Below are 11,701 nucleotides of genomic sequence, written 5' to 3' on the forward strand. Positions count from 1 at the left end.
TACGCGATCAACTTGACATGAGGCACTACGGTCCCTTGAGCTAGACGTTGAGCCTACGCAGAGACGCAGCTCGAGGGGTTTCTCGGCTCTTCACGAACGAGGGTGTAGGTGGGGTCTGAAGCCTCCGGCTTCGAGCAGGTTGCGCGCGACGTAGTTCGTGAGGTTCCTGAAGCCGAGCGCGGAGCCGCGGAGGTGTTCGAGTCGGCCGTTGATCGCCTCTGTTGGCCCGTTCGATGTGCCGGGGCGGTCGAAGAACGCGAGGATGTCGGTGGCGCGCTGGCCCATGGTGCGGCCGAGCCGGCGGATCTCTACGAGCGCGGCGGGGACGCCGGTGGTGATCGCATCGAACGCGGCGTGCATCATCTGTTTGGCCTTCTTCTTGTCGGGTTCCCGGTAGGCGGCGACGATGCGCTGGTAGATACCCCAGGTCGCTTCGACTTCGATGTGCTCTTCGATCGCGGACACAGCCTCCAGGCGGGCGGTCTGTTTCTCGGTGAGCAGGTCCGCGCCGGTGTGCAGGGTGCGGCGCGCTTTGTAGAGCGGGTCACCGGCGCGGCCGCGATGCCCGACCGTGTCCTGCTGCACTCGGCGTCGGCACTGGTCCAACGCGTCGCCGGCGAGGCGGACAACGTGGAAGGGGTCCATGACCGGGACGGCGTCGGGGAGTTCTTCGGCGGCGGCCGTCTTGAAGCCTGCGACCCCGTCCATCGCGACGACTTCGATCCGCTTGCTCCACTCGGGTGGGCGCGCCGCGAGCCATTGCTTGAACACCGCCTTCGAACGACCCTCGACCATGTCCAGCAGCCGCGCGGGGCCGGTCTTGTCGCGGGCCGGGGTGAGGTCGATGATCACGGTGACGTACTTGTCACCGAGGCGGGTGTGCCGCCAGACGTGCTCGTCGACGCCGATCGTGGTGACCCCGTCGAACCGACCAGGATCGTCGATGAGTCGACGCTTGCCCTCCGCGAGCACCGCAGTGTTCGCGGCGCTCCAGGAAACCCCGAGACCCGCGGCGACACGGGTCACGGTGAGGTGGTCGATGACGATGCCCCGCAGCGCCCACTCCACGCCAAGGCGGGAGATCTTCGCTCGTGGCGCGGCGGCGCGAGTCATGTCCTGCCGCCACGTCCGTCGGCAGTGCGCGCACCGGTAGCGGCGGACCCGGACCAGAAGCGTTGTCGGCCTATGCCCGAACGGCTCATGCGCGAGTCGACGCGTCACCGTGTCCCGCGACACGCCCTCCGCCCCGCACTTCCGACACCAGGGGTCCACCTCGACCGGCCGACACTCGATCATCGCCCGGTCCCGCTCGATCAGCTGGCCGACCGCTTCGAGTCCGAGTTCATCCAGGCGGCAGAACGTGGTCAGGTCAGGGGTCGCGAAAGTAGAGTGGAGCACGTCGAGGTCTTTCGGGATGGCGAGCGTGAAGAACTTCCATCATCCGGGAGACCTCGACCCCTACCCGGCCACCGACGCGCTCACCCGACTACACCCTCGTTCGCGAAGAGCCGATCTGGTTCTTTGAAATCCGTCATGACCTTCGCCGACAGCACTATGGGGCTGAGCTTGCAAGGCATCTGATCAGCCACTACGCAGGTTACCCCTTGATCGCTTTCTCCGAAGGCGCTGACGAGTTTTGGGTAGGAATTGGCTGGCACTATTACCCGCGTAAAGACGGGGATCCCCATTACCGCAAGCTCTTCGTTTCCCGGAAGATCGGCCCATGACCCTCGCTCGCTGGAAGTGAACCAGTCAAGCGGCTAAATCGTAGTTGGCGCGCGTTTGTATCCGTTGTGACATGAAAGTTTCATACACACGCTGCACACTGTCCTTACCAATCACCGTCAAGCGCGCCAACAGTTCACTGACCTCTTGCGGCGTGTAGTACTCACCACCCGACTTACCGGCCTGCGAGGCATACATCTGCATCAGGTACTCGTAAGCGTCACCGAACATGTCGATGCCCTCATCGTGCTGCTCGCCCATGTCCAGCTCACCGATCGCGTTGAGCAACTTCCGCAGCTTCTCATTACGGCGCTCCACCGTGTTACCCAAGCGGGTCGAGTTCACATCAAGATCATCGAACAGACCCTTGAGGTCGTCCTCGCTCGCATGCCCCACCGACGAACCCTCGATGTTCTGGAAGACCTTCTCCAGGGTCTCGTTCAGGTTCTCATCCTGCGCCGCCCGCTTGCGCACGTTCACGAACAGCTGCGACGGGAGGATGAAGAAGCCCTTCTCATCCACCATCATTTGGCGGATCGGTTCAGCCTGCTCATCAGTGAGGTCCGCGTAGCTGAACCCTTCGCCCTCGTTCTTCTCGATGAAGGTAGCGAGGTTCTCCGAAATGAAGCGATAGAACAGCATGCCGAGCACATAGCTCTTGAAGTCCCAGCCGTCCACCGCGCCGCGGAGCTCGTTCGCTACCTCCCAAATAGTCCGGTGCAAACGATCCCGCTGAACCTCACGCGACAAAGAACCCACAACAACCCCTCAAAACCCAGGCACGCGAATGGAAGCCAAAAGAAAGCTTTCTGACAGGATATGCCAGCGTGCGGCGGCCGACGTGGTGGGGCGCGCGGTGGTGGGACGAGAGTGCGGGGCGCGTGCTCGCGGCGATACGAAGCGGTGGCTTGCAACCGGGTCTCCGCTCCAGACCCCGCGCGTAGGGTTGTTGGCATGGGTACATCTAAGAATGTCCTTGTCATCGGCGGCCACGGACGAGTTGCCCTACGCACCCTGCCGTTGCTGACCAAAGCCGGCCACAACGTCGAGGCCCTCATCCGGAAGCCCGAGTATGAGGCGGACATCGTAGCCCTCGGCGCGCGGCCTCGCATTGCCGAGATGCTCGACTTCGACGACGCCGCGTGGGATGAACTGCTGCGCGACAAAGACGTCGTCATCTGGGCGGCAGGCAACGGCGGCCGCAACGGTGTCGACCAGACCTACGCGATCGACCGCGACGCCGCGATCGCATCGATCGATGCGGCCACCCGCGCCGCTAGCAAGCCGCGCTACCTGATGGTGAGCTTCGCGACCTCGTTCGTGCACCCCATCGATGAGGAAGACCCCTTCCACCATTACGTGCTGGCCAAGCGTGCCACCGACGAGCACCTGCAAGGCACCAGCCTGGACTACGCGATCGTTGGCCCGGGGCTCCTTACCGATGAGGATGCGCCCGCCGGTATGCAGCGTTTCGATCCCAACAGCGGTGTACCGGAGAACACGGAGACCAGCCGGGAACTCGTCGCACAGGTGTTGGCACACCTGGCTGACGCAGATCAGCTCCCGGAGGACCGGTTCATTGCGTTCATGGACGGGACAGACCCAGTAGCGAGCCTGTGAGTTAGTTTCTGCTGAGCCAGTTCCGGTTCACAACAGCTCTGGTTCGCAACAGCGGTGCCGAGCAGCCGATCACATAGGTGACGGCGCTCGGCACCGTTGTTGTTTAAGGATCTTGATAATCCTTGGCTAGGCCGGAGCGACATCCAAGGATAAGCGTTATCCTTGGGTAGAACACGGATCTGCCAAAGGATAAGCATTATCCTTGAGAGAAACCCCGCTTGCTGGAAGGCTAGTGGTTATGTCGTGGACAGCTAAGGAATGGACTCCCTCTGACAATGCACGGCGCCCACGCGACCGTTGGCACGGAACCTACTGGGCGTATCAGCCGTCCTCACTCACCACACCTGAGTGGCGCATCGACCCGGCAATAGCAGCCGAAGCCGGTCGCGTGGAACGTCGCATCCGAAACCTGAAGTTTCACGACGCCGCAGGCAAACTCGAAGCCGTGTCCCGCCACCTTCTGCGCACCGAAGCAGTCTCAAGCTCCTACATAGAGGGACTGCGTTCTAACCCGAAGAACATCGTGTTTGAAGAGCTCAAACAACTAGAACGCGGGACGAAGGGCGCCCCCGACGCGGGGCATCCATCAGTAGCGGCAGAAGTCGCCGCCAACATCGCGGCCCTCACCAGCGCCGTTGAACGTCTCGGGACAGCCGAAAATGTCACGTGGGCCGACATCGAAGCGCTACAGACAGAACTGCTACCCCACCTGGGCGCCTCAGGCATTCGTGACAGACAAAACTGGGTTGGCGGGAGCGAGTTCCACCCGGGCCAAGCCGAGTTCATTCCGCCCAGCGAAGACGCGCTAGTTCCCGCGGTTGAGGACCTGGTGGAGTTCATGAACGGCGCCGCCGTGGGGTCCCTGATCCAGGCCGGGCTGGTTCATGCGCAGTTCGAAACTCTGCACCCTTTCGCTGACGGTAATGGGCGCATCGGTCGTGCCCTCATCCACACCGTGCTTGTCCGTGGCGGCCTCACAGAAGGCTCCGTCCTGCCGATCAGCCAGGTGCTCCTGACGCGTTCCGAAGAATACATTGCCGGGCTCATGGCGTTCCGTGGCATCCCGAACGGCGCCGAACTCGCATCAGATGCTGAACCGGTCCGCGAGCTCAGCGTCAGCGAAGGTATCAACGCGTGGCTGCGGACGTTCATCGCCGCCGCTGATGACGCTGTGGATCTCGCCTCTGAACTCAGAGATGAGCTCGACGAGTTCGAACGTGACGCCCGAGATATGGTCGCGGCCCATGCCGAGCAGACCGGCACGCGTATTCCGCGCAGCGACTCAACTGTATGGAAGATGCTTGATGTTCTGCCGAAGTTGCCTGCTTTAACCGTCGATGTGGCGGCTCATCTAACCGGAACCAGCGGCACCTCGGCACAAAACGCCCTTGAATACCTTGCTGAGGCCGGCGTCCTAGAGCGGCGCAGCGTTGGCAAGGGCAAACGCGGTTTCGTCTGCAACGACATTTTCGAGCTGCTGAACGCAACCCAACGTAAATGGGCGAGCACCCGGTTCGACACCCGCATCAGCGCACCGAACCGACCTGTACCGGGCAGACATGAAGCCTAGACCTCGAGGGTTAGCGTGAAAGTTGCTTGTTCTCGGGGGTACGAACAACCCGACGCTTAGCAGAGAAGCTATACTCCATGGTCATCGTGGAGCGGAACGTTATCAGCGTCGCCACCACCTGCGGGCGGCCGTTCTCAACGACTGCCCCTCCAACTGGCCCATGGACAGCCGACTGTCACGAAGGTATTGGCCGCGATCGTGGCGGCTTTATGCATGGGGTGCCACTCGCAGTCCTGCCTTTTGCGTACGGCACAGAAGTCGTATAGTGTCATATTCCATGGATAATTGGAATACGAACTGCTATTGCTCCTTCTTCTGGGACAAAACATCGTGGTCCTCGAAGACCATGCAACCGCTCCCGTCACTCTTCGCGAAAGAGAACGAATGAATACCGATTCCAAACTAGACGCACCGGTCAGTGAGCACGAACGCGCCCGCGTGCACAAACGCACACTCACAGTTGTAATCCTGAGCCAGATCCTTGGGGGTGCTGGCCTGGCTGCTGGTATCTCTGTCGGGGCGCTGCTTGCTCAAGACATGCTCGGCTCCGATGCCCTCTCCGGATTGCCAACTGGCATGTTCACGCTGGGCTCTGCCCTCGCCGCCTACCTTGTGGGCCGCTCCACACAGAGATTCGGTCGCCGATTGGGCTTGGCCTACGGGTTCATCGCCGGCGGGATCGGCGCTCTCGGCGTCGTGATCGCCGCAATCGCAGATAACGTCCCACTACTGTTCGGTGCATTGTTTGTCTACGGCTCAGGCACCGCGACGAACCTGCAAGCCCGCTATGCTGGCACAGACCTGGCACTGCCCAACAGGCGCGGGTTCGGAGCGAGCATGGCGATGGTAGCCACCACGATCGGCGCCGTCGCCGGCCCGAACCTCATCGAGCCAATGGGCGCTTTTGCTGACACAGTAGGTGTGCCAACTCTGGCGGGTCCGTTCATCCTAGCGGCGGTTGCCTATACCGCGGCTGGCATCTTCCTGTTCGCGTTCCTCCGGCCCGACCCCTACCTGCTTGCACGAGACATAGCCGAACACGAAACAGCCCAAGCCGCCCAGGCTGATCAGGCCACGACAATACCGAAAGTCGGGGTGAACGCATACGTCGGCGCGACGGTGATGGTGCTCACGCATATCGTCATGGTCGCGATTATGACGATGACTCCGGTGCACATGCGAGCCCATAACCACGAAATTGGCGCGGTTGGTCTCGTGATCGGACTCCATATCGGTGCGATGTGGCTACCCTCTCTAGTCACCGGCGCCCTCGTTGATAAACTCGGCCGCACCCCGATGGTGATCGCCTCCGGAGTCACACTACTGTTCGCCGGGCTCCTGGCAACACTTGCTCCTGCCGATTCTCTCGGACTGTTGATCCTCGCGCTCATACTGCTCGGCCTCGGATGGAACTTCGGTCTAGTCGCAGGCACAGCGCTCGTGGTCGATGCAACAGTGCCGCAGAATCGACCCAAGACACAGGGCACCATCGATGTGCTCATGGCGCTCGCCGGCGCTGGCGGCGGGATGGTATCTGGGGCCGTCATGCACGCCACGAGCTACCAGGTGCTGTCCATTGGCGGCGGTATCCTCGCTATCGTCCTGGTCCCTGTGCTCTTCTGGGCACGGAACAAACAGCGCTGAGACAGAAGCTCACCGCTCCCCACCACGAAACTGTTACCCTCATTCCATGAAAAAGGAGAATATCTCTGGGCTGAGCAGAGCCGACGTGTTCGATGTATTCGCCGAAGTAATGAAAGCGGTCGCCAACGGCAGACGCTTAGAACTGCTTGAACTTATGGCACAGAACGAGCATGCCGTTGAAGACCTCGCGCGCATGACCGGCATGGCGATCACAACAACCTCTGCACATCTGCAGACGCTGAAGCGTGCCGGGCTTGTGCTGACTCGTCGCCAACGCACCAGCATCTATTATCGACTCGCCGGTGACGACGTGGCCGAGCTCTACACGGCTGCGAAGAGGGTCGCGCTCGCGCACAACCCGAAGCTACAAGCCACACTACAGACGTACATGGGTGAGCCACGAGCGCAAAGCCCCACCATCGACCCCGCTGCCGTCACCTCGGACATGTTCGTAGTTGATGTGCGCCCGGCAGATGAGTACGAAACAGCACACTTTCCCGGCGCTGTATCGATTCCGTTGGACGAGATCGAGGAGCGCTACACCGAGATTCCGCCGGGTTCCGAAGTCGTGCTGTACTGCCGGGGAGAACTGTGCAGATTCGCACGGGAAGCCGCCGTATGGTTGCGTGAGCGTGGCATCGACGCGAAAGCGATGGATGAGGGCATCATCGAGTGGAGAGCGAACAAAGACATCATTCTCAACATCGCTTGAGAACGGAGCCGACACCGGCCGCTTCGCCGCCCTGCTTGACGTCTAGCACGGGGTATCAACGACGGTTGAAAAGGGCGACCGTTTCCGGCGGGGTCTTCCCGAATGTCTCGGGGTTCACGGGACGCTTCGCGCGCGGCAGTCCTTCCACGACGAGCAGATAGGACTCGGTGACCAGGTCATCGATGAGCTGTTTCGAGATGTCCTCACCGGGATGCAGGGTGATCCAGTGCTTCTTGTTCATGTGGTACCCGGGAGTGATGCTCTCGTGCGCTTGCCGCAGAGCCATGCTGTCGGCGGGGTCCGCCTTCAAAATCACGATCGGCTCGCCGGTAATATCGGTGAGCAGCATGAACACCTTGCCGCGCGCCTTGTAGACGTCCCAGTCAGGGCCGAACGGGTGAGTCAGCCCAGTGCCGGGCAATTCCTGCGTGCGGTCTGTGGCGTGCTGTTGCAGAGTCTTCCCGTCCATCGGATCCGCTTTTCTCTCGCTTCGTATGTGCACGATCGTACGCGCCGATCGCGCCGCCGCTTCGACAGTGCGCAGGCGTCAGTCACATCACGCGGACGCGGTTCTCACCTTCCAAGCGGGAGTTCTGCAACACCGGCAACTCTTCGCGCGCTGGCGCTACAGCATCCAGGTCAAGGTCCACCACAAGAAGCTCAACACCACTTCCTGCCGAAGCGATCATGTTGCCATCCGGTCCGACCACGAACGAATGCCCCACACCGTTCGGTGAACCTTCATACGACTCGGCGCCCGTAACTGCAGTATCAGCCTGGTCGCACCCGACCACAAATGCCGTCGCATCCAAGGCCCGCGCACGGCCCAACAGCTGAAGCTGCTCAACCTTGCCTTCGCCTGAACCCCACGAGATTGAGCTGATAATGACGTCTGCGCCGGCTCGCGCCAGCGAGGTGTACAGAGCCGGGAACCGCAAGTCATAGCAAATCGTCAAACCTACGGTGACGCCGTCGATGTTCACCGCAACAAGATCTTCCCCCGGATCTACAGCATCAGATTCCTTGTGACCGAAAGCATCAAAGAGGTGGATCTTGTCATAATGAGCTTCGACACGTTCACCTGCACCATCGGCTCCCGTGACCAGCAACGTATTAACGACCCGTCCGCCCTGACCTGGGCGGAACATTCCCATAGCTACCACCACGCCAGCTTCAGCCGCCAGCTCACGCACACGCTGAGCAAATGGGCCGTCCAGCTCCTCCGCATAATCAGACAGTTTGGACCCGAACGGGACCATCGTCGCCTCCGGGAACACCACCAGCCGCGCCCCCTTCTCAGCGGCGTCCGCAACGTTATGTTGAATCAGGTCCAGGTTCTTCTGCTTATCCGAGCTCGAATTGATCTGAGCGATTGCTACCTTCACTGAACTTCCTTCCTCTACCCCACTGCCCTCTGCCGAATGTCGCGCCGTGGCTCTTCGACACAAACGTCGCTTCGCAATGAACAACTAAATAGCTAGAGGCTAGGGTTGAATTTATGGCTAAACTTGTTGGTCCTGCGGCCCGCATCGCCGCATATGAGCGCTTGCGGGAGCTTGTCCTTACTGACCCTGCAGTGCAGGGAACGTTTCTCACCGAGGCAACTTTGGTGGAACGTTTAGGACTTTCACGAACTCCCATTCGCGAGGCTCTCATCATGCTCGCCGCCGATGAGTTAGTCGAGCTCATTCCCCACCGCGGCGCTTACGTCCCACCAGCTACGGCGAAGAATGTTCGCGATACGTTCGCGATGCGGCTCCTTATCGAGGAGCACTGCGCCCGCGCCACCATCGCCGCTGGAACAGTTCCTCGTTCCGCCATGAGAACACTCTTGGAGGAACAAGAAGCCCTCGATATCGCCACTGCGAGCCCCAAAGAGTTCATCTCCGTCGATCAGGCTTTCCATGCTGCCCTCGTCAATGCCGCAGACAACGCGGTGATGTCCCAGATGTATCAGAAACTGCGTGTCAATCACGTACGGTTTGGTATCAGCGCAACCATGAACGAAGGGCGTTTCCAGCAGGTTCTTCGGGAGCACCACGCTATCTTCGATGCGCTGGATGCCGGCGACGCCGATGCCGCAGTAACCGCAGTCCGTGACCACATCACAATCACCCGGGACATCCTCCTCAGCCAGATCGAACAAGGCAAAAGATTCGCCTGGTAACAGGTCAGACCACGGACCGCGGAATCGCACCTATTCGTTAGTCTGCGGCAAGGACCGGACGAGTCTTATGGATGGACTCGAGGTATTCGTAGTCCTCTTCCACATTGTTGTCGCGGCCCATCACCAAACCAATAATGGTGATTGAGCAAGCAACCGCAAGGTATACGGCCACGAATACCCACGTCCCGGTCTTATCCAACAACAGTGTGAACATTGCTGGCGCAATCGCTCCGCCCAATACTCCTGCGATCGTGTACGCGAGGGACGCGCCAGTGTAACGCAGACGCGGATGGAACTGCTCAATCACAAACGCAGCCTGCGGCCCGTACATGAACGAGTGGAAGAACAGCCCGATCGGGATTCCAACGTACATCCAGAACGTCGGGTTGGTGTGTAGCAACAAGAAGAAGGTGAATCCCCACACTGCCGCGGCTACGGCTGATGCTCCATAAACCCAGCGACGATTGATCTTGTCGGAGATGTGCCCTGCCAGTGGAATACACACCAACTGGAAAACCGAACCGATCATGACCGCTGAGAGCACCATCGTGCGTTCAAGATCCAAGACCAACGTGCCGTATGCGAGTGTGAATACCGTGAACAACGCGTAGGTGACGTCTGGGCCGATGCGCGAAAGGATCGCGGAAAGAAGCTGTTTAGGTTCGGACTTCAGAAGCTCGGTAATCGGCTTCTCTGGCTTGTCACCGGATTCCTCGACGGCGCGGAAGACCGGGGTGTCCTCCAGCTTGAGGCGAATCCACAAACCGAAAGCAACCAGAACTGCAGACACGAGGAACGCTACACGCCAGCCCCACGCCATGAACTGATCGTTCGTGAGGGCCAGGGAGAGCAGCGCGAAGGCACCGTTAGCGAGCAGGTTGCCCGCAGGAGGGCCAATCTGTGCAGCGGAAGACCAGAAGCCGCGGCGTTCAGGTTCTCCGTATTCGCCGGAGAGCAAGACGGCTCCGCCCCATTCGCCGCCTACCCCAACGCCTTGCGCGAATCGCAGCAAGACCAGGATGATCGGCGCAATAACACCGATCTGTGCGTAGGTTGGCAAAAGACCGATGAGGACAGTCGCGATACCGATCAAGATGAGCGTCCACACCAGGATGTTCTTGCGCCCGACCCGGTCCCCGAGGCGGCCAAACACGATACCGCCAACCGGACGCGAAATGTAGCCCACCGCGTAGGTGGAGAACGCCAGCAGGACGCCGGTCATTGGGTCATCGGTTGGGAAGAACAGTTGCGGAAATACGATTGCCGCTGCCGCTGAATAGATCGCGAAGTCGTACCACTCAAGCGTGGTACCGCTCAGACTCGCGGTAAAGGCTTTGTATAAATCTTTCTTTGAAACTTCCGGCTTTGCGTTGGCCGAACTAGGCGCCGAGCTCACTTCGAACACCCTTTCACTCGTGAGGCAGATCACAGGTATCGTTGATTATATACAAGTTGTATACAAGAATGCATTCTGAAAACCTGACCTCGGCGACGCATGTGAGAACGCTCGAAAGGACACGCCAAAATGACGACGCTCAGCTTCGAACTACCTGACGGATCAACCGAAACAATCACTGTCCAGAAGCTCCTCAACGCTGGCTATGCTGGCCGCAATCAAGAAGACGTCCAGGCCCACATCGATGAACTGGCCGAGCTCGGTGTGCCCGCCCCAACTACCATTCCGTCTCTTTACCCGGTGTCGCCATATCTTGCGCAGCAGACTGAGCTAGTCGACGTTCAACACAACAAGACCTCCGGCGAGGCTGAATGGGCCATCATTTTTACAGCTAACGACATCTTGCTCACCGTGGCATGCGATCACACGGACCGTGCGCTTGAAGAACACGGCGTTGCCTGGAGCAAGAACGCGTCACCGGATGTGTTGGGCAAGAAGGCGTGGCGCTTGAAGGACGTTGAGGAAAACCTCGATTCCATCCGGCTTGAAGCATTCGTGACCGACTCCGACGGGAGCGAGCAGCAGATTCAAAACGGCACTTTGGCTGAACTTCTGCCACCTAAATACTGGATCGAAAAGCTCACCGAGCGCGGTGATGCCGAAGAAGGCACCATCCTGATCTCCGGCACCATCCCAATGAACGGTGAAGTCAACCAGTTCGCCAACAAATGGCGCGTGGTCATGACCAACCGGGACACTGGAGACAGCATCGACCTGGCATACACCGTCAAGCCAATGCCAGAACCGATCGGGTAAAACGCCGCCCCGCTCGTAGTGCAACAGCGGAAGCGCCGGTAGCTAGCACTG

General features: G+C 60.0%; 10 protein-coding genes and 1 pseudogene. 6 read left to right on the forward strand and 5 right to left on the reverse strand.

All coding sequences use genetic code 11. From position 1 onward, the window contains the following. Positions 1 to 90 precede the first annotated feature (90 nt). The gene (locus HMPREF3160_RS01745) at positions 91 to 1,398 is read right to left on the reverse strand and encodes an ISL3 family transposase (protein WP_070506683.1); all 1,308 of its coding nucleotides are present in this window, start codon (positions 1,396 to 1,398) and stop codon (positions 91 to 93) included. A gap of 408 nt (positions 1,399 to 1,806) precedes the next feature. Continuing rightward, positions 1,807 to 2,484 (reverse strand): annotated as a pseudogene (locus HMPREF3160_RS01755) (type I restriction-modification system subunit M); the annotation flags it as partial. Between the two features lie 195 nt (positions 2,485 to 2,679). On the opposite strand from HMPREF3160_RS01755, the gene HMPREF3160_RS01760 reads away from it, so the two are divergent. The 4 genes from HMPREF3160_RS01760 (at position 2,680) to HMPREF3160_RS01775 (ending at position 7,271) form a co-directional block, all read left to right on the forward strand. Next, complete coding sequence (locus HMPREF3160_RS01760; RefSeq protein WP_070506686.1) at positions 2,680 to 3,345, forward strand: NAD(P)H-binding protein; 666 nt, start codon at positions 2,680 to 2,682, stop codon at positions 3,343 to 3,345. Between the two features lie 238 nt (positions 3,346 to 3,583). Next, the gene (locus HMPREF3160_RS01765) at positions 3,584 to 4,915 is read left to right on the forward strand and encodes a Fic family protein (protein WP_070506688.1); all 1,332 of its coding nucleotides are present in this window, start codon (positions 3,584 to 3,586) and stop codon (positions 4,913 to 4,915) included. Positions 4,916 to 5,299: 384 nt separating this feature from the next. Beyond that, a complete protein-coding gene (locus HMPREF3160_RS01770; RefSeq protein WP_070506690.1) occupies positions 5,300 to 6,559 on the forward strand; it encodes an MFS transporter in 1,260 nt (419 codons plus the stop codon). A gap of 46 nt (positions 6,560 to 6,605) precedes the next feature. After that, positions 6,606 to 7,271 carry a metalloregulator ArsR/SmtB family transcription factor gene (locus HMPREF3160_RS01775; protein ID WP_070506693.1) on the forward strand — a complete coding sequence of 222 codons (666 nt, stop codon included), beginning with the start codon at positions 6,606 to 6,608 and terminating at the stop codon, positions 7,269 to 7,271. A gap of 55 nt (positions 7,272 to 7,326) precedes the next feature. On the opposite strand, the gene HMPREF3160_RS01780 is transcribed toward HMPREF3160_RS01775, so the two are convergent. After that, entirely contained in the window at positions 7,327 to 7,740 is a 414-nt protein-coding gene (locus tag HMPREF3160_RS01780) for an MmcQ/YjbR family DNA-binding protein (RefSeq protein WP_070506696.1), read from the reverse strand. Between the two features lie 82 nt (positions 7,741 to 7,822). Then, positions 7,823 to 8,656, reverse strand: a complete 834-nt coding sequence (locus tag HMPREF3160_RS01785; RefSeq protein ID WP_070506698.1) for a carbon-nitrogen hydrolase family protein — start codon at positions 8,654 to 8,656, stop codon at positions 7,823 to 7,825. Positions 8,657 to 8,769: 113 nt separating this feature from the next. Here HMPREF3160_RS01785 and HMPREF3160_RS01790 point away from each other — a divergent pair, with 113 nt between their 5' ends. Then, positions 8,770 to 9,438, forward strand: a complete 669-nt coding sequence (locus tag HMPREF3160_RS01790; RefSeq protein WP_070506701.1) for a GntR family transcriptional regulator — start codon at positions 8,770 to 8,772, stop codon at positions 9,436 to 9,438. A 37-nt stretch (positions 9,439 to 9,475) separates the two neighbouring features. Here the strand turns inward: HMPREF3160_RS01790 and HMPREF3160_RS01795 are convergent, their stop codons facing one another. Beyond that, a complete protein-coding gene (locus HMPREF3160_RS01795) occupies positions 9,476 to 10,843 on the reverse strand; it encodes an MFS transporter (protein ID WP_070506704.1) in 1,368 nt (455 codons plus the stop codon). Positions 10,844 to 10,963: 120 nt separating this feature from the next. On the opposite strand from HMPREF3160_RS01795, the gene HMPREF3160_RS01800 reads away from it, so the two are divergent. Next, entirely contained in the window at positions 10,964 to 11,650 is a 687-nt protein-coding gene (locus tag HMPREF3160_RS01800) for a DUF2848 domain-containing protein (RefSeq protein WP_070506706.1), read from the forward strand. Positions 11,651 to 11,701: the final 51 nt, after the last annotated feature.

The organism is Arthrobacter sp. HMSC06H05 (assembly GCF_001807395.1).
GTDB lineage: Bacteria > Actinomycetota > Actinomycetes > Actinomycetales > Micrococcaceae > Pseudoglutamicibacter > Pseudoglutamicibacter albus.

Excerpts from the sequence above, each read along its gene's own strand:
- HMPREF3160_RS01760 (WP_070506686.1), top strand. The coding sequence starts at position 2,680 with ATGGGTACATCTAAGAATGTCCTTGTCATCGGCGGCCACGGACGAGTT.
- HMPREF3160_RS01765 (WP_070506688.1), top strand. The coding sequence starts at position 3,584 with ATGTCGTGGACAGCTAAGGAATGGACTCCCTCTGACAATGCACGGCGC.
- HMPREF3160_RS01770 (WP_070506690.1), top strand. The coding sequence starts at position 5,300 with ATGAATACCGATTCCAAACTAGACGCACCGGTCAGTGAGCACGAACGC.
- HMPREF3160_RS01775 (WP_070506693.1), top strand. The coding sequence starts at position 6,606 with ATGAAAAAGGAGAATATCTCTGGGCTGAGCAGAGCCGACGTGTTCGAT.
- HMPREF3160_RS01780 (WP_070506696.1), bottom strand. The coding sequence starts at position 7,740 with ATGGACGGGAAGACTCTGCAACAGCACGCCACAGACCGCACGCAGGAA.
- HMPREF3160_RS01790 (WP_070506701.1), top strand. The coding sequence starts at position 8,770 with ATGGCTAAACTTGTTGGTCCTGCGGCCCGCATCGCCGCATATGAGCGC.
- HMPREF3160_RS01800 (WP_070506706.1), top strand. The coding sequence starts at position 10,964 with ATGACGACGCTCAGCTTCGAACTACCTGACGGATCAACCGAAACAATC.